This window comes from Massilia genomosp. 1 (genome assembly GCF_011682185.1).
Classification (GTDB): Bacteria; Pseudomonadota; Gammaproteobacteria; order Burkholderiales; family Burkholderiaceae_D; genus Telluria_A; species Telluria_A rubra.
Map to the genome: position 1 here is coordinate 53,791 of NZ_WHJF01000017.1, position 16,166 is coordinate 69,956.

Genomic DNA, 16,166 nt, shown 5'->3' on the forward strand with positions numbered 1-16,166 from the left:
GCGCAGCACTTTTTTGAGTTAATGCAACATTACGGCAACTCGGCAGACAATGCCGCACAGCGTGCCCCACCCTGCCTCGAATATTGACGTGGATAACATTCCACAAAGAAATATTTTCAGGATTGCGTCACGCTGCAGGTGATGTCGCCAACTCTGGATAGCGGCGCAGCAAGTCGCGCACCTTGGCCAGCGCGCCCCAGTCGCCCCAGGCCTGCAATGCGCGCCGCCCGTACGCAATCGCCCCGGCGAGCTCGCCGCGTTCGCGGCAGCAGGCCGCCGCAAGTTCGCAGGCCAGCGCCGCGTTCTGCACGAAACCGCCAGCCGTGGCCGACGCGATCGCCGCCTCGTAACCATCCATCGCTGCGGCCGGATTGCCGTCGATGCGCGCCAGTTCGGCGCCCACCAGCAGATAGCGGTTGGCGAAATTGACGGGGCACGACGCGGCCCACCCGGCCAGCAGCGCGTACTTGTCGCACACCGCTTCGAGCAGGCGGCGCCGGCGCGCCGGCGGGGCCGCGCGGTACAGCGCCGTCATCGCCAGCGCGTGATAAAAGTGATGGGTGGTTTCGTTGAACGAGGCCAGGAAGAAATGCAGGTTGGCCCCCGCCGCTTCGGCCGCCTCCAGCGCTTCGTCGTAGCGGCCGAAGATAAAAGCGGCCACCTGCCGCATCAGCAGGTAACGCGCGCGGGCCGCGCCGAAACTGCCCTGGCCGAAGTCGGCGATCGCGCCGCCGGCATCGTCGGCGCCGTCCTCGCCGATCAAGGTCGCGGCCAGTTGTTCGTAACCGCGCAACAGGCGCAGCAGGGCCTGGTTGCCGTGGCGCCGCGCGAAGCCCTGGTAGTGCGCCGCCATCTGGCGCACGGTGGCCAGCGGCAGGCCGGCCTCGAACGCGTTCCAGGTCGCGACATGGGCCGCGTAGCCGGCATGCGGCAGGTCGCCGGCGCGTTCGCAGCTGGCAAACGCATCGCGCAGCGGTTCGACGCTGGTGGCGATCGGGTCGCGCCACGAGTGGATATAGGCCGCATGCACGAAGCGCAGGCGCCCGCTGCGCTTGGACGGCGGCGCGTTGAACTGCACCTGCTCGATGGCCAGCGCCGAAAACGCGAATGCATCGTCGATCGCGCCCAGCGACACCAGCAGGATCGCGTAACGCGAATACGTCATGCAGGACGATTCGGTGCGCCCGTGCGTGAGCGTGTGGTTGAGCGCCTTGGCCGCCAGCAGGAAGTACAGCTCCGGGCGCGACGAAAACACCGCCGCGCCGACGTCGGAGAGCAGTTCCGACACGATCGCCACTTCCGGGTCGGTGCTCGCCGGCAGCGCGCCCAGGCTGGCGATGTCGCGCCCGGCCATCCGCTGCGCAATCGCGGCCCGCTCTTCGCCCAGGGCCCAGTCGATTTCGGCGTACGCCGACGGGAAGCTCACGCCGAACAGGGCCAGCGCCTCGAGCGCCACCGAAACCGCCTGGTCGAAGCGCCCGCGCAGCTGGTACACGGCCAGGCGCAGCAAGGCCACCCGGGCCAGGTCGATGCGCGAGCGCGCCTGCTCCACCAGCAGCTCGAACAGGCGCCCGGCGCGCTCCAGGCGGCCGCACAGGTATTCGCATTCGGCCAGCGCGGCGTACATGGCGTAGGTCCCGTCCAGGTCATCTTTCCATGCGCGCGCGGGAGTCAGGCCGGCCGCCAGGCTAAAGTAATTGCGCGCCGAATCATAGGCGATGGCGTTGCGCGCCTTGGCCCCGGCCAGCGCGTTCAGGTGCGCCAGGTCGCGCAGCTCGCGCGGCGCGGCGCTCGCCGCGCGCGCCCGGTTCAGGTGATGCACGATGTCGAACACGTGCTGGTCGAGCGCCTCCGGCGCCACGCTCTCGCGCAGCAGGCGCCCGATGTGCAGGTGCCGTTCGGGCAGCGACGCCGGCGCGATCATCGAGTACGCGCCTTCCTGCACGCGGTCGTGGGCGAAGCGGTAGTTACCCGGCTCGCGCACGATCAGGCCGAGGCGCGCGGCCGGCCACAGGGTTTCGTCGGTCTCGAGCAGCGACATGCCCGACACCAGCGCGATGGTGTCGAGGCCGGCGTCGGGGCCGAGGCAAGCGAGCAGCTTGACCAGGTCCAGGGTGCAGCCGGGCAGCTGGCCCAGGCGCGCCACCATCAGGTCGATCACGTTGTCGGAAAACGCGCGCGCGGCGATCGCCTGCGCATCCCACTCCCAGCGCGCGCAATCGTCGTTAAAGCGCAGCAGGCGGTTTTCGCCGAGGCGGGTCAGGAACTGCAAGGTGAAGAACGGATTGCCGGCCGTCTTGGGGAACACCAGCGCCGCCAGCGGGGCCGCCTCGGCGCTGGCGCAATCGAGCGCCGCGGCCACCAGTTCGCAGGCTTGCGTGCGGTCCAGCGCATCGAGCACGATTTCGTTGACGTCGGCGCGCACCCCGGCGCCGGCGGCCAGCATGGCGTCGTGCGCCAGCGCCATCGGGTGCCCGCCGCCCTCCGCGCGCGTGCGCCACGCGCAGATCGCCAGCACGTGGTCCATGCCGGGATGGGTGAGCAGGTGCGACAGCAGCTTCAGGCTGGCCGGGTCGATCCACTGCACGTCGTCGAGGCACAGCAGCAGCGCCGTGCCGGGGCGCCGGCAGGCTTGCAGGAAGCGCCGGAACACGCTGTCGAAACGGCTCTGCGCTTCCGGCGGCGCCAGCGGCGGCGGGCTCGGATGGGCACCGATCACCAGCGCCAGCTCGGGAATCAGGTCGAGCATCAGGCGCGCGTCCGCCCCCAGCGCCCCTGTCAGCGCGCTGCGCCACGGCGCCAGCGCGGCCTCGCCCTCGCGCAGGCGCTCGCGCACCAGCGACTGGAAGGCCTGGGCCAGGGAGGCGTACGGGATGTCGCGCTGGCGCTGGTCGAATTTGCCGGCGATGACGGTGGCCCCGGCCGCCGCCTCGGAATGGCGCAGCGCCGTCATCAGCGCCGACTTGCCGGTGCCGGCGCGGCCCGACACCAGCACCAGTTGCGGCGCGGCGCCGGCCGCCGCGCGCCGGTGCGCCTCGCTCAGCAGCGCCAGTTGCGGCGCGCGCCCGACCAGCTGCGCCGGAATGCGCACGCGCAGCGCGCCGTCGTGGCAACCGAGCACGAAGGGTTCGACCCGGCCCTGCGCTTCGAGCATCGAGCGGCAGTGCTGCAGGTCGGCGTACAGCCCGGCCGCGCTCTGGTAACGCTGGGCCGGGTCGGGCGCGAGCAGGCGCGCCACGATCGAGGAACAGATGCGGTCCACCCCCGCACGGCGCCGGGGCTGCTCCTGCTCGCGCGCCTCGGCCTCGCCCGTGGCCGCGGCGGGCGCCGGCTCGCCGCAGAGCAGGTGATACAGCACCTGGCCGAGCCGCACCAGGTCCGCCTGCGGGTCGTCCGGCGCGTCGAGCGGGGTGGCGCGGCCAAAGCCGGTCAGGCGCACGCCGGCCGTGGCCGGGTCGAACAGGATGTGGGATGCGGAAAGGTCGCGGTGAACCAGGCGACTGTGGTGCGCATGCGACAGCGCCAGCGTGATGGCGGCCGCCAGCGTCAGGAAATCGGGCAGGTCGAGCGGGCTTGCGGGCAGGTCGAGCGGCGCGCCGCCGCTGTCGGCCAGCACCAGGGTGACGCTGGCGCCATCGGCGTGAGCGCCGTTGTGGAACAGCGCCAGCGGCGTTGCGGCCCAGGCGCTGTCGAGCAAGTCGCGAAGGGCGAATTCGTGTTCCATGCACGGTGCATCAGGGTGTGCTGCGGCGCGCACCGCCAGCAGCACTGGCAGGCGGTCGGCGTCGCGCACCGCGCGCAGCAGGACCGGCTGCAGGTCCGCGCGCAAGGTGTCGATCACGGTAAATCCGTCGGGGGCCTGGGTCAAGGTCACCTCTTATTTTTGTCGTACAAACGCCGTTCTCCGATCAGGCGTTGGCAATTATGCCACCACCGATAGGTGTTTGATACAAAAATCCTAACTAACCATGCCCTTCGTGGGAACTACGCCACGCTGCGCACGCTGAAATCGACCCCGACTTCGTCCCACCACTCCTGCTCTTTTTCGATCCAGTACGACACCGTCGGATGGCTGCCCACCCACTCGCGCCGGATCTCGAGGTCGATGCGGTTCTTCATGCGCAGCTTGAGTTCCCCTGCGTCGGCGTCGATCCGCGCATGCATCAGCAGGATCGCCACGCGCAGCGCCAGTACCGCCTTGGCGAAGTCGGTATCGGCCAGCGCCTCGGTCACCTTGCGCAGGTTGCCCTTCTGCGCCAGGATCAACTTGCTCATGATGCGCTGCTCGCGCGTGGTGAAGCCCGGCATGTCGGCGTTCTCGATCATGTAGGCCGCATGCTTGTGGTAGCCGGTCTGCGACACCACCATGCCCATCTCGTGCAGCAGCGCGCTCCAGCGCAGCAGCTTGGCGCAGCCGTCGGCGGCCGGCTTGAGTTGCACGTACATGTCGCTGGCCAGTTGCGCCACGCGCCTCGCGCGGTCCTGGTCGACATGGAATTTGAGCGCCAGCGCCGCCACCGATTCCTCGCGCCGGTCGCGCTGCATCGAGCGCAGGTACAGGTCCCACATCACGCCCAGGCGCAAGCCCGCTTCGACCGGTTGCATGACGCCGATATCGAGTTCGCGCACCAGCGCGATCAGGATCGCCAGCCCGCCAATGATGGTGCCGGCGCGGTCCGGCCGCAGGCCCGGCATGTCGATCAGGGCCACCTGGCCGAAGGCGATGAAGCGCAGCTTGAGCGCATCGAGCCCGGCGCCACTGAGCTTGCCGTCGCCCAGGTTGTTTTTGGCGATGATGTCGGCAATCGCCCGGATCGTGCCCGAGGAACCGTAGGCCTGCTTCCAGAACTGCGGATGGTAGGGCGGCGCGGCGTCTTCGAAGTGGCTGCGCGCCGACAGGATGGCCGCCTCGAACGAGGCCGCGTCGATCCGTCCGTCGACAAAAAACGACAGGCTTTGCTTGACCGTGCCGATGCTGAACGACTCGACCCGCTCGATATCGGCGCCGCGCCCGAGAATGATTTCGGTCGAGCCGCCGCCGATGTCGATCACCAGGCGCCGCTCGGACGCCTCGGCCAGCGCGCTGGCCACGCCCATATAGATCAGGCGCCCCTCTTCCTCGCCCGAGATGATCTCGATCGGATAACCGATGGCTTGTTCGGCGGCCGGCAAGAACGCGGCGCCGTTGCGCGCCACGCGCAGGGTGGAGGTGGCCACCACGCGCACGGCGTCGAGGCGGTAGCCCGAGAGCACCGCCTGGAAATTGCGCAGGCAGGCCAGCGCCGACTGCATGGCCGCCTCGGTCAGGTTGCCCTTCGCATCGAGGCCGGCGGCCAGCCGGATTGGCTCGCGCACGCTTTTCAATACCCGGATCGCATCGCCATCGTGCTTGCCGATGTGCAGGCGAAAACTGTTGGAACCTAAATCGACGGCAGCGTACATCGAAGCCTCTTTCTGTATTGTTGTCATCAAGGCTCTCCTGCTGCAAAACCAATCACAGTAGCAAAGATATATGACGCCGTCATGACCGGCGCCCCGGCGCTGCCGCGCCTCACACAGGCGGCGCGGCGGCCGGCGCCGCCACCACCTTGTTGCGCCCACCCTCCTTGGCGGCGCGCAGGGCCTCGTCGGCGCGCTTGAACAGGCTCACCGTGCTGTCGTCCGGGCGGATCACGGTCACGCCGAAACTGGCCGTCATCGAAATCATCGCGCGCTCGGTCTTGACCGGGCTGGCCTCGACCGCCGCCCGGATGCGCTCGGCCACCAGCATGGCTTCCTCGATGCCGGTGCGCGGCAGCAGCAAGGCGAACTCCACCCCCACCAGGCGCCCCAATTGATCGCTGTCGCGCAGCTGGCGCTTGCACACCTCGGCCACGCTGCGCAAGACCGTGTCGCCGGCCGGATGGCCGTAGCTGTCGTTGACGCGCTTGAACTGGTCGAAGTCGAGCATCACCAGGGAACTGGGCTGGCCGGGCCGGCGCGCCAGCGCCATCCACGGCGCCAGCGCCGCGAAAAAGCTGCGCCGGTTGGGCAGGTCGGTCAGGGGATCGACCAGCGCCAGGCGATCGAGTTCCACGCGCTGGTGCTCGCGCGCCAGCAGCAGGTAGCCGAAGCCGTTGAGCAGCATCAGCAGGTACAGCGCCGCCGAGGTCAGGACCTGCAGCAAGCCCTTGCTCAACCATCCCCAGCCCTCGGGCATGGTCAGCACCAGGATGCCGCGCGCGGCCACCAGCAAGGCCAGCACGGTGATCGAGATAACCAGGAAGCGGTGCAGCATGCTGCCGCCGCGCCAGCCGCGCGCCAGGGCCGCCGCGCCGGCCAGGTGCAGGACGCCCAGGATGAGCGCGCCGGCCACCACCCGCATGCCGGCTTCGTCGATCGCGTAGCAGGCCAAAAACAGCGCCACCGACAGGCCCATGACCGGATACGCGATGCGGCGCCAGGCCAGCCGTCCGGCCGACTCCCACAGCGCGCCCGCTTCCAGGCCCACGCCGACGAACAGCACGCCATAGCCGACCGGGATCGCGACCGCGTCGGGCACCACGCCGCTGCCGTTAAAATACAACAGCAGCCAGGCCACGGCCTGGCATTGCTTGGCGATGGCCCAGGTCGACCAGCTCAGCGACTTGCCGCGCTCATACTCGTAAAAGAACAGCGCCGCGGCCAGGCTCAGGTTGCCCAGCGCGAGCGCAAACAACATCGTCGTGATGTCCATGGCCGCGCCGTGGGAGCTCAGACTTCGTGTTCGACGTTGCTGCTGCCGTCACCGATCTTGCTGGCCCAGGCTTGCGCGAAGAACTGCTTTTCCACCTCGTTGGGCGCATCGTTCCAGAACACGATCAGGGTGCCCTTGTGGTCGTGGATCTGGGTGAACTTTTCGATGAAGCCGTCGACGCCGGCAAGGTCGGCCAGCGCCACCACATAACCATAGACCCGGGTCAGGCGCTCGATCCGATCGGGCTCGGTGAAACTGTTGGTGGCGGTGATGGTGGGGTGGTCTAAAAACATAATCTCTCCGGGTTGGCCGCGCCGCTGGCGCACCGCTTGAAGCCGGCCGCACACAGCCGGGGCAAGGATCAGCTTATCAGAAACGGCTGGGGCGCAACAGGGGCGCGTGGCGTGCCCGCGCAGCGAGCCGCTATACTGGCGCACGAGCCTCCCGCCACCGTGTACCATGCCGCCACCGACCGAGCCATCGCGCCCGCCCACGCCGCCCCCCTCCCCGCCGCTGGTGCATACCCGGGGCGACCGCCGCACGCTCGAATTCATGCCCGGCGACGTGCAGTCCGAAATGCGCCTCTCGCGCCCGCAAGCGCTGGTGCTGGCCTACTGCCGCGCCATCATGTGCTTCGCCCTGTTCGTGCCGCGCCCGCGCGCCATCGTCATGGTGGGCCTGGGCGGCGGCTCGCTGGCCAAATTCTGCTACCGCCATTTTCCGCAGGCGCGCATCACCGTGATCGAACTGCGCGCCGACGTGATCGCCCTGCGCGAGCAATTCTGCGTGCCGCCCGACGACGAACGCTTCACGGTGGTGCATGCCGACGCGGTCGACTGGCTGGCCGGCGCGCGCGCCTGCGCCGACGTGCTGGTGGTCGACGGCTTCGACACGGCCGGCCTGCCGCCGGCGCTGGGCACGGCGCGCTTCTACGGCGACTGCCGCGGCGCCCTGCGCGACGGCGGCGTGCTGGTGGCAAATATCTTCAGCTACGATCCGCGCTATGCCGGCATGCTGGCGCGCCTGCGCCTGATGTTCAACGACCGCGTCTGCTGGTTCGAGCGCATGGCCGGCAACAACCACATCCTGTTCGCGGTCAAGGCCCCGGCCCGGCTCGATGCGGCCCGGCCTTTGCCGCGCGCCTTGCGCATGCAGCGCTGGGTGGCGCGCCGGCGCGGCCTGGGCAGCATCGCACTGAACCGCCTGCTGGCGCGCGCCGTCGTCGCATGGCTGCAACACCCCTTCAAACGTTTCAAATGACAAGGCCTGCGTGGCTTTTTAGTTGCTGAATATCAATCGACTTACCGATTTTCATCATTTTGTGACAAACTAACGACGCATCGGTCGCTGCGCAAAGGCGCGCCGGCTGTTCTCGCCCTCTTATTTCTCGCGCTCAACTCTAGGAATCAGGACATGTTGCGTCGTCGCTTGCCGTTCTCGCTCACCGTCGCGGCGGCGCTCACTATCGGGGGCGGCCTGGCCGCCACCGTCCTGCTGGCCGTGGTCGTGGCCCGGCTCGAAGACGACAAGCTGGCGCTCGCCTTCCAGCAACGCGCCGCCGTGCGCGTGGCCGCGATCCGCCAGGGGCTCGACGAAGCGGTCGAAGTACTGACAGTGACCAACCAGCTGTTCGCCACCGTCCACCCGGTCACTCGCCGCCAGTTCCACGACTTCACCCAACCGCTGCTGCGGCGCTACCCCTTCATCCAGGCCTTCAACTACCACCGCCTGGTCGGCGCCGGCGAACGCGCGGCGGTCGAAGCCGAGTTGCAGCAAGTCGTGCCGGGCACGCGCATTACCGAAATGGGAGCGCAGGGACGCCGCCCGGCGCCGCCGCGCGCGCAGTACAGCATGGTCGACTACCTCGAACCGATGAAGGGCAATGAAGCGGCCTTCGGCCTGAACGCCGGCATCAACGCGCAGGTCATGAACGCGCTCGAACAAGCCACCGTCAGCGGTCGCGCGGCCGCCACCGGCTTGCTAAGCCTGGCGCAGGACCAGCGTCCGCAAGGCGGCTTCGAAGTCATCATGCCGGTGTACCGCCCCGGCGCCGCGCTCGGCAGCGCCGCCGAACGACGCGCCGCCCTGATCGGCGACACCGCCGCCATCATCCGCGCGCGCGACCTGGTCGCCAAGATCCTGCGCGGCGCCGACCTGGATCTGGACCACGGCATCCAGTTGGCGGTGTACGCCAGCGCCAGCGCCGACCCGGTCCACCTGGTGTACGCCAGCGCCGGGCTGGAGGCCGCCGCCGGGCAGCGCGCGACCCCCGGTGCGCTGCGCCAATGGACTACCTCCGGCCACCGCGAGCGCCACAGCGCCGCGCTCGACGTGGCCGGCCAGCGCTGGCACGTGGTGGTCAGCGCCGCCTCGCGCCCCTTGTTGCACAACCATCCCGGCTCGATCTCGACCCTGGCCGGCGGCTTGTTGTTCACGCTGCTGATCGGCGCCTTCGTGCAAACCCTGGTGCAGCGCTCGCGCCGGGTGCAGTTGCTGGTCGACGAACGCACGGCCGACCTGAAACTCTCCAACCAGCGCCTGATCGACGACGTGCAGGCGCGGCGCCGCACCGAAGCGGCCCTGCAGGAAAGCGAACAGCGCTTCCGCCAGCTGGTGACCATGTCGTCCGACTGGTACTGGGAACAGGACGCCGACCTGCGCTTTGTCGACATCACCGGCGGCGTCGGCGAAAAAGGCGGCGTGGCGGCCGGACGCCTGATCGGGCGCACGCGCTGGGAAACCGTGGCCGGCATGCGCGAAACCGACTGGGGCAAGGCGCACATGGCGCAACTGGCGGCGCGCGCGCCGTTCACCGACCTCGAATACGAAACCGTGGACGAACAGGGCGAGGCGCGCTGGTTCAGCATCAACGGCGAACCGGTGTTCGACGCCAATGGCGCCTTCCGCGGCTACCGGGGCACCGGCACCGACATCACCGCCCGCAAACACACCGAGCAGCGCATCCACCACATCGCCCAGCACGACGTGCTCACCGGCCTGCCCAACCGCAGCCTGCTGCAGGACCGCCTGAGCCAGGCCGTGGCTTACTCGCAGCGCTGCGAGCGGCCGGCATGGGTACTGCTGATCGACCTCGATCGCTTCAAGTTCGTCAACGACAGCATGGGCCACAAGGCCGGCGACGTGGTGTTGATGACGGTGGCGGCGCGCCTGCGCGCGGCCCTGCGCGAGACCGACACCGTGGCGCGCCTGTCGGGTGACGAATTCGTCGTCATCCTCACCGAGCACGAAGAACGCCTGCAAGCGGACGTGGTGCAGCGCCTGATGGACGCAGTGGCGCAGCCGGTGCCGCTCGGGACCAAGGAGTTTTTCGTCACCTGCAGCATAGGCGTGGCCGTATACCCGACCGACAACACCGCGGCCGACAGCCTGATCGAGCATGCCGACATCGCCATGTACCGCGCCAAGAAACTGGGCCGCAACAACTTCCAGTTCTACACGCCGACCATGAACGACGAAGCGCAGGAACGGGTACGCATCGAAAGCGCCCTGCGCAGCGCGCTCGAACGCAACGAATTCGTGCTGCACTACCAGCCGCAGGTCAATCTGGCGACCGGCCAGGTGGTCGGCATGGAAGCGCTGATCCGCTGGCAGCATCCCGAACTGGGCGTGGTCGCGCCCGACCGCTTCATCTCGGTGGCCGAAGATACGGGCCTGATCGTGCCGATCGGCGCCTGGGTCATGCGCACCGCCTGCGCCCAGAACAAAGCCTGGCAAGACGCGGGGCTGGGCATGCTGCGGGTGGCGGTGAACCTGTCGGCGCGCCAGTTCGGGGCGGCGAACCTGCTGTCCGACATCAGCGACGTGCTGGCCCGCACCGGGCTGGCGCCCTCGCTGCTCGAGATCGAACTGACCGAAAGCCTGTTCATGAGCGACGTCACCCTGGCGGTCGAACTGCTGCACAGCATGAAGTCGCTCGGCGTGAACCTATCGATCGACGACTTCGGCACCGGTTATTCGAGCCTGTCGTACCTGTCGCGCTTTCCGATCGACGTGCTCAAGATCGACCGCTCGTTCGTCTCCGACATCACGCGCGACGCCAACGACGCCGCAATTGTCGCCTCGATCATCGCGCTGGCGCACAACCTGAAGCTGTCGGTGATTGCCGAGGGGGTCGAGACGGCCGAGCAGCTCGACTACCTGCGCCGCCACGGCTGTGACGAAATGCAGGGCTACTACTTCAGCCGGCCGCTGGCGGCGTCCGCGTTCGAAGAACTGCTACGCCAGCACAAAAGCTTGCCGCTGGCGCTGACGGCGGGGCATGCGGAACGGGTGGAAGCATAAAGAGCGCGTGGTATTAGTAGACAAATCGACATCTTTGTTCAAAAATAGACTATCATCGTCGACTGACAGCCATTTTTCGAGCCAAGCGACACACATGAGTGAAGACTTTCAGCGCCAGCGGGCCGATCCGCAAGGCAGCGAGGCGCCCAGCCCGCGCACCGATTTCCGCACCCGGGACGTGGTCAACCAGGCGATTGCCGCGATCCCGAGCGTAGGCGTGCAGCAAGCGGCGGAATTCCTGGCCGCAATGAACGTCCCCTCCGAAATTGCGATCCGCACCCTGATCTACAAAGGCACGCGCCGCGACGAACTGTAGCGCCTGCTTCCCCGGCAAGCCCGTCCGCACCTACCCTCCTGGCAACACCTCCTGCAACCGGGGTCAGAGCTTTAACTCGAAACTTTGTTAATTCCCGTGTCAATTTAATTGCAAATTAAGCAATTGTTTCTTAACTGAGGCCTGACCTCGGTTAAGAAATAGTTGCGTTTGAACGGGATGGAGGAGAACAGCATCAACACGGCTGGACGCCCCGCGCCAAGAGGAAAAGCAAGAGACATGCCCTTGGCAGTCGTGATATTGCTTAACCGAGGTCTGAACTTAATGGCGTTAAGTTAAGCTCCGTCTTTCCCGCGCAGGCGGGAATCTATGGCACCTATGATGAGCGAAGGTGCCATGGATTCCCGCCTGCGCGGGAAAGACGGTTTTTAGGTTTGTGGCCAGAAAGCCGCTTAACTTAACGCCATTAAGGTCTGACCTCAATTAAGCAAGAATGTTAAACGTTGCACATTAAAGCTCTGACCCCGGTTTGGGGGGGCTAACTAAGCAGGGTTTATTTGTCTTGGGCATCGATGTCGGCCAGCGATTCGCGGCCTTTGTCGGTGACGCTGTGGCCGCCCGCTTCGAGCGCGACGATGTGGGATTTTTTGCCGAGGAAGACCAGTACGTCGGCGTCAACCACCGCCGCCTCATCGGCCAGCAGCGCGCGCAATCCGGCGATGCAGCGGCGCAGGAACAGCACTTGCTGCCCCTTGTCCGTCAACGCAAGCTTGCCGTCTTTGCTGTACTGGATCATTTTCAGGCCCGCCAGACGCTTCGCGTTGCGCCCCACGCAGGCGTTGAAGCGGTCATGCTTCGCCCCGCCCAGGATATGCCCGAGCGCGTCGTATTCGTCTGTCGTTAATTTCTCGTTCTTCATTGCTGATTTCCATGTGGCCAATTTTCGGCCCCCATGGTAACCGCGCAGGCTGCCCGGGGCAACCTGCATTCGCTGACATCACTCACCTTACTGTGCGGAACAGGAACCAGACCGCGCCAATGCTGAGCATCGCGCAAAGCAGCAACGCCACTTGCACACCGCGCGAACGCAGCACCGAGCCACGGCCAAGGTAGATCTTGTTGTGTAAAGAATTGCCCATCATGTTCTCCCGGAACAAAAAAGTCGCTTGATGGTGTGATTATAGGAAGCCGCTGTCTTTCGCGGTGTGACGACGAGCACAAAAAATAACAAATGTAGACTCATAGCAACACATTGACTTGCCCTGAAGACTGCCCTGGCGGCCGGCCCTACTGCGCGCCAGCGAATCGCTTGCACTGTTAGCATCATTGCCAGAGCGCCGCGCCAGTGCGGCACTCCCCCATACAAAGGAGAATCCCCATGCACACCACCTCATCCTTCCCGGATCCGGCCCAGGCCAGCTCGCTCGTCGACGAGGCCGACATCGGCAGCGGCGAAAAACCGCCGTCCCAGCTTGAAACCGAGCAAATAATTCGCCAGATCCCTCCGCTGCCGCCATCGGACCAGGACGACGCCGACAACGACACTGACACCTCCGCAGCCGGACAATTCGACGGCGGCGAGACCCGCGACAAGCGCGAACACGACGCCTCGCTCGAACGCGACGAGCCAAGCGAACAGCTCGATCAGCTCGATCCGGTGCCGCCCAAGGGCCAGTAAACCGGCCTCACCGCGCCGGCGTGGCGATGCGCTTGCGGCGCGCCATGCGAAGCGGCGCGACGCTGGTCTGCGCGCCGCGTCAGCCAGCGGCGCCCCCGTCACCCCATCAAGCCTTGATCGGCGGCACCGGCATCGTCGGTTCTTCAACCGGCGCGTTGACCGGCGGCGGCACGTCGTCCGGCAGCGGGCCCGGTGTCGGATCGGTCGGCGGCAAGCCGTCCGGATCGGGGGTGGAGTGGGCGCGCTGCGGCGATGTCGTCGAATGATCGTTGTGGGACATGAATTGCCTTTCCTTGGGGGTTATCAAAAGTGCTGTTCCATCCGGGCACGGCTGGCGCGCGCGCGGCATGCGGTCTTTTTACGGTATCGTTGATCCTTCCGGGCGCCTCGCCCGGCCTCATGACAACCCGTAAAAGGTGACATCGCATGTGCGGACGTCTCGATCAAAACCATACTGCCATTGAATATGTCGCGGCAATGCACTGGCGCGGCGCCACGCCGCGCGTCGACACCCACGCAGCGCCCAGCTACAACGCGCCGCCGGGCAGCTGGCGCCCGCTGATGCGCGTGGTCGACGACCAGCTCGTCGTCGAAGATGCCTTCTGGGGCTACCGCGCCTCCTGGGCCGCCGCCAAACTGCCGGTGTCGATCAACGCGCGCCTCGAAAAAATCACCAACAATTACTGGGCGCGCCTGCTCAAGAGCGGCCGCGCCATCGTCCCGGCCGACGGCTGGTACGAATGGACCGGCGAGAAGGGCAAGAAGCAACCCTGGCATATCCACCTCAAGACGCGCGAGCCCCTGTTCATCGCGGCCATCGGCGCCTGCGGCAAGGAGCGCGAGCAGCCGGCCGAGTCGGGCTTCGTGATCGTCACCGCCGATGCCGAGGGCGGCATGGTCGATGTACACGAGCGCCGGCCGATCGTCTTCAGCGCGCAAGACGCCGCCCTGTGGCTCGATCCGGACCTGTCCGCACAGCAGGCCGAACAACTGGCCCGCTCGGTCGCGCTCGGACCGGACGCCTTCGACTGGCATCCGGTCGCCAGCGAGGTCGGCCGCGCCAGCAACGAAGGCGCTCACCTGGCCGCCCAGCGCGACCTGCTGGCCTGATCGCGCCTGGCGCCGGACAGTGCGCCCGCTCAGCCGGCCGGCGTTTGCGCCAGCGCCAGCAGGTTGTCGACCTCGATGCGCGCGACCTCCACGCCGGCCAGACAGGCGATCTCGGGTGTGGCATGGCCGCCGGCGGTCTGGCTGCGCGTGATCGCCGGCGCCGGATCGTTATCTTGCCCGCCCTGCCCGGTCTTGGTGATGCGGTATTCGAAGTCCCACAGGTCGCCGCAATCCTTCATCGGCGTGACCGCGATGGTGAAACCTTTGTATTGTTCCGTTGTAATTTGCATATCATCCTCACTGTTGTTCGCAGCCTAGCATGGAACGGCCGAACACTGCCACAGCCACGCCAATCGTGCGCGCGCCGGCCGCGCTTGCCCGGCGCGGACCGAACTCGGTATAGTGGCCATTCCCTTCGCTCCCGATGCCCACAATGAACACTGCCCTGCCCGCGTTCCTGGTCCCCGCCCTGCTGGTGCCCGCCCTGCTCGCCTCCAACGCCGCCGTCGCCGCGCCGATGACCCTGGCCGACTACCTGGCCCTGGCCGGACCGCCGCCGACCGCGACAATCGCCTACGGCAGCGCGCCGTCGCAGTTCGCCGAGCTGTTCCGTCCGGCCGGCCCCGGCCCGTTCCCGGTGGTGGTGCTGGTGCATGGCGGCTGCTGGACGGTGGCGTACGGCGGCATCAGCCAGATGCACAATGTGGCCGGGGCCTTGGCCGCGCGCGGCATCGCGGTGTGGAACGTGGAATACCGCCGGGTCGACGAGGAAGGCGGCGGCTATCCGGGCACCTACCTGGACATGAACGCCGCCCTCGACAAGCTGGCCGCCGAGGCCCCGGCGCACCAGCTCGACACCACCCGCATCGTCGCGATGGGCCATTCGGCCGGCGGCCAGCTGGTGCAGTGGATCGCCGGGCGCAGCCGGATTGCCGCCAGCAGCCCCTTGTTCCAGCCGGCTCCCGTGCCGGTGGGCACCGTGATCAGCCTGGGCGGCCTGGCCGACCTGCGCCGCGAGCACGCGCTGATCAAGACCAGTTGCGAGCGCGACATGGTGCAACTGGCCGGCAGGCCCAGCGCGGCCCGCCCCGACATCTACGCCGACACCAACGCGGCCGACCTGATGCCCAACGGCAGCCGCACGGTGCTGGTCACGGGCGAACTCGACACCATTTCACCGCCGCGCGTGGCGCACGACTACGCGGCGCGCGCCCTGGCCGCCGGCGACCACGCCGAAGTGCTGATCCTGCCCGGCGCCAGCCATTACGATGAAATCGCGGCCAGCTCGCCGTCGTGGAAACTGATCCTGCCCGTGATCGAAAACGCGCTCGGCATGGCCCGATAAACAACAGCCTTCCGCCACGACGTTGCGTCACGACAACAGCCTGAATGAAACAAGCCGAAAGGCCTCCACCCCGGACGCTATCCACGGCCAACGCCGCCAAGCTGGCGTAGCGTGTACTCACGGTAGCCCAATCCGCTGTCCCACCACAGCACGCGCCCTGCCCGCCCCGGCACGGCGGCGTGCCATGCCCCTACGCACCAGTCCGATCCCTACCCCTGACGTTTTACGGAGACTTGTATGCTCGACAACATGAAGGTAGGCACGCGCCTGCTCGGCGCTGTTGTCATCGTTGTGCTGCTGGGCAGCATCGTGGCCGCGATCGGCATCCTGAACATGGCCACCATGAACGACCAGGCCGAGCTGGCTTACGACAGGGAGTTGCTGGGCTTGTCATATACCAAGCAAGCCAATATCGATCTGGTCGGCATCGGTCGCACCGCACGGCAGCATGCTGCTGGCCAACTCGCCCGAGCAAGCGCGCCTGGCCGGGGTCCACCTCGAACAATCGCGCCGCCAGTTGCATGAAAACCTGGCCCTGGCGCGCCCGCGCTTCGTCACCGCCGGCGGCAAGCAGACGGTGAACGATGCCGACAGCCACGTCGCCCAGTACGAAACCATGCTGGCGCGTTTGTAAATTTTGGCGCAGGACACTAGCCCGGAAGGAAAGATCGCTTCAGCCGAGTTTGCCATCGGCCCGCTCGCGGCGCAGGGCGATATCGCCAACGACCACCTTGCCACCCTG

The 16,166-nt window shown here is 67.2% G+C and carries 15 protein-coding genes; 7 read left to right on the top strand and 8 right to left on the bottom strand.

Going from position 1 to position 16,166, the window contains the following annotated elements; translation table 11 throughout:
• Positions 1-127: 127 nt before the first annotated feature.
• From F1735_RS08940 to F1735_RS08955, 4 genes are all read right to left on the bottom strand, one after another.
• Positions 128-3,868: an ATP-binding protein gene (locus tag F1735_RS08940; protein ID WP_167236612.1), complete on the bottom strand. Its 3,741-nt coding sequence runs from the start codon at positions 3,866-3,868 to the stop codon at positions 128-130.
• 116 nt (positions 3,869-3,984) lie between these two features.
• Entirely contained in the window at positions 3,985-5,442 is a 1,458-nt protein-coding gene (locus F1735_RS08945; RefSeq protein WP_167236635.1) for a Ppx/GppA phosphatase family protein, read from the bottom strand.
• 109 nt (positions 5,443-5,551) lie between these two features.
• Positions 5,552-6,715 carry a GGDEF domain-containing protein gene (locus F1735_RS08950; RefSeq protein ID WP_167236613.1) on the bottom strand — a complete coding sequence of 388 codons (1,164 nt, stop codon included), beginning with the start codon at positions 6,713-6,715 and terminating at the stop codon, positions 5,552-5,554.
• 17 nt (positions 6,716-6,732) lie between these two features.
• Positions 6,733-7,008, bottom strand: coding sequence for a hypothetical protein (locus F1735_RS08955; protein WP_167236614.1), 276 nt, complete (start codon positions 7,006-7,008; stop codon positions 6,733-6,735).
• Positions 7,009-7,174: 166 nt separating this feature from the next.
• Between F1735_RS08955 and F1735_RS08960 the strand changes: the two genes are divergently transcribed.
• From F1735_RS08960 to F1735_RS08970, 3 genes are all read left to right on the top strand, one after another.
• Complete coding sequence (locus F1735_RS08960; protein WP_167236615.1) at positions 7,175-7,975, top strand: methyltransferase; 801 nt, start codon at positions 7,175-7,177, stop codon at positions 7,973-7,975.
• Positions 7,976-8,128: 153 nt separating this feature from the next.
• Complete coding sequence (locus tag F1735_RS08965) at positions 8,129-11,017, top strand: bifunctional diguanylate cyclase/phosphodiesterase (protein ID WP_167236616.1); 2,889 nt, start codon at positions 8,129-8,131, stop codon at positions 11,015-11,017.
• Between the two features lie 94 nt (positions 11,018-11,111).
• The gene (locus tag F1735_RS08970; protein WP_166885936.1) at positions 11,112-11,333 is read left to right on the top strand and encodes a hypothetical protein; all 222 of its coding nucleotides are present in this window, start codon (positions 11,112-11,114) and stop codon (positions 11,331-11,333) included.
• 511 nt (positions 11,334-11,844) lie between these two features.
• Here the strand turns inward: F1735_RS08970 and F1735_RS08975 are convergent.
• Complete coding sequence (locus F1735_RS08975; protein WP_167224478.1) at positions 11,845-12,210, bottom strand: hypothetical protein; 366 nt, start codon at positions 12,208-12,210, stop codon at positions 11,845-11,847.
• 82 nt (positions 12,211-12,292) lie between these two features.
• On the bottom strand, positions 12,293-12,430 hold the full coding sequence (locus F1735_RS08980; RefSeq protein ID WP_167236617.1) for a hypothetical protein: 138 nt from the start codon (positions 12,428-12,430) through the stop codon (positions 12,293-12,295).
• Positions 12,431-12,669: 239 nt separating this feature from the next.
• Between F1735_RS08980 and F1735_RS08985 the strand changes: the two genes are divergently transcribed.
• Positions 12,670-12,969, top strand: coding sequence for a hypothetical protein (locus F1735_RS08985; RefSeq protein ID WP_167236618.1), 300 nt, complete (start codon positions 12,670-12,672; stop codon positions 12,967-12,969).
• A gap of 106 nt (positions 12,970-13,075) precedes the next feature.
• Here F1735_RS08985 and F1735_RS08990 read toward each other — a convergent pair whose 3' ends face one another.
• Positions 13,076-13,249 (bottom strand): hypothetical protein, encoded by a 174-nt coding sequence (locus tag F1735_RS08990; protein ID WP_167236619.1) that lies wholly within the window; start codon positions 13,247-13,249, stop codon positions 13,076-13,078.
• A gap of 146 nt (positions 13,250-13,395) precedes the next feature.
• On the opposite strand from F1735_RS08990, the gene F1735_RS08995 reads away from it, so the two are divergent.
• A complete protein-coding gene (locus tag F1735_RS08995) occupies positions 13,396-14,079 on the top strand; it encodes an SOS response-associated peptidase (RefSeq protein ID WP_167236620.1) in 684 nt (227 codons plus the stop codon).
• A 29-nt stretch (positions 14,080-14,108) separates the two neighbouring features.
• Here the strand turns inward: F1735_RS08995 and F1735_RS09000 are convergent, their stop codons facing one another.
• Entirely contained in the window at positions 14,109-14,369 is a 261-nt protein-coding gene (locus tag F1735_RS09000) for a hypothetical protein (protein ID WP_167236621.1), read from the bottom strand.
• Positions 14,370-14,512: 143 nt separating this feature from the next.
• Between F1735_RS09000 and F1735_RS09005 the strand changes: the two genes are divergently transcribed.
• Both F1735_RS09005 and F1735_RS09010 read left to right on the top strand, forming a co-directional pair.
• Positions 14,513-15,424 carry an alpha/beta hydrolase family protein gene (locus F1735_RS09005; RefSeq protein WP_229505687.1) on the top strand — a complete coding sequence of 304 codons (912 nt, stop codon included), beginning with the start codon at positions 14,513-14,515 and terminating at the stop codon, positions 15,422-15,424.
• 237 nt (positions 15,425-15,661) lie between these two features.
• Entirely contained in the window at positions 15,662-15,949 is a 288-nt protein-coding gene (locus tag F1735_RS09010) for an MCP four helix bundle domain-containing protein (protein WP_167236622.1), read from the top strand.
• Positions 15,950-16,166: the final 217 nt, after the last annotated feature.

Bases quoted from the DNA above. Each gene is read 5' to 3' on its own strand.
- F1735_RS08945 (WP_167236635.1), bottom strand. From the start codon at position 5,442: ATGTACGCTGCCGTCGATTTAGGTTCCAACAGTTTTCGCCTGCACATC.
- F1735_RS08950 (WP_167236613.1), bottom strand. From the start codon at position 6,715: ATGGACATCACGACGATGTTGTTTGCGCTCGCGCTGGGCAACCTGAGC.
- F1735_RS08955 (WP_167236614.1), bottom strand. From the start codon at position 7,008: ATGTTTTTAGACCACCCCACCATCACCGCCACCAACAGTTTCACCGAG.
- F1735_RS08960 (WP_167236615.1), top strand. From the start codon at position 7,175: ATGCCGCCACCGACCGAGCCATCGCGCCCGCCCACGCCGCCCCCCTCC.
- F1735_RS08965 (WP_167236616.1), top strand. From the start codon at position 8,129: ATGTTGCGTCGTCGCTTGCCGTTCTCGCTCACCGTCGCGGCGGCGCTC.
- F1735_RS08970 (WP_166885936.1), top strand. From the start codon at position 11,112: ATGAGTGAAGACTTTCAGCGCCAGCGGGCCGATCCGCAAGGCAGCGAG.
- F1735_RS08975 (WP_167224478.1), bottom strand. From the start codon at position 12,210: ATGAAGAACGAGAAATTAACGACAGACGAATACGACGCGCTCGGGCAT.
- F1735_RS08980 (WP_167236617.1), bottom strand. From the start codon at position 12,430: ATGGGCAATTCTTTACACAACAAGATCTACCTTGGCCGTGGCTCGGTG.
- F1735_RS08985 (WP_167236618.1), top strand. From the start codon at position 12,670: ATGCACACCACCTCATCCTTCCCGGATCCGGCCCAGGCCAGCTCGCTC.
- F1735_RS08990 (WP_167236619.1), bottom strand. From the start codon at position 13,249: ATGTCCCACAACGATCATTCGACGACATCGCCGCAGCGCGCCCACTCC.
- F1735_RS08995 (WP_167236620.1), top strand. From the start codon at position 13,396: ATGTGCGGACGTCTCGATCAAAACCATACTGCCATTGAATATGTCGCG.
- F1735_RS09000 (WP_167236621.1), bottom strand. From the start codon at position 14,369: ATGCAAATTACAACGGAACAATACAAAGGTTTCACCATCGCGGTCACG.
- F1735_RS09005 (WP_229505687.1), top strand. From the start codon at position 14,513: ATGAACACTGCCCTGCCCGCGTTCCTGGTCCCCGCCCTGCTGGTGCCC.
- F1735_RS09010 (WP_167236622.1), top strand. From the start codon at position 15,662: ATGCTCGACAACATGAAGGTAGGCACGCGCCTGCTCGGCGCTGTTGTC.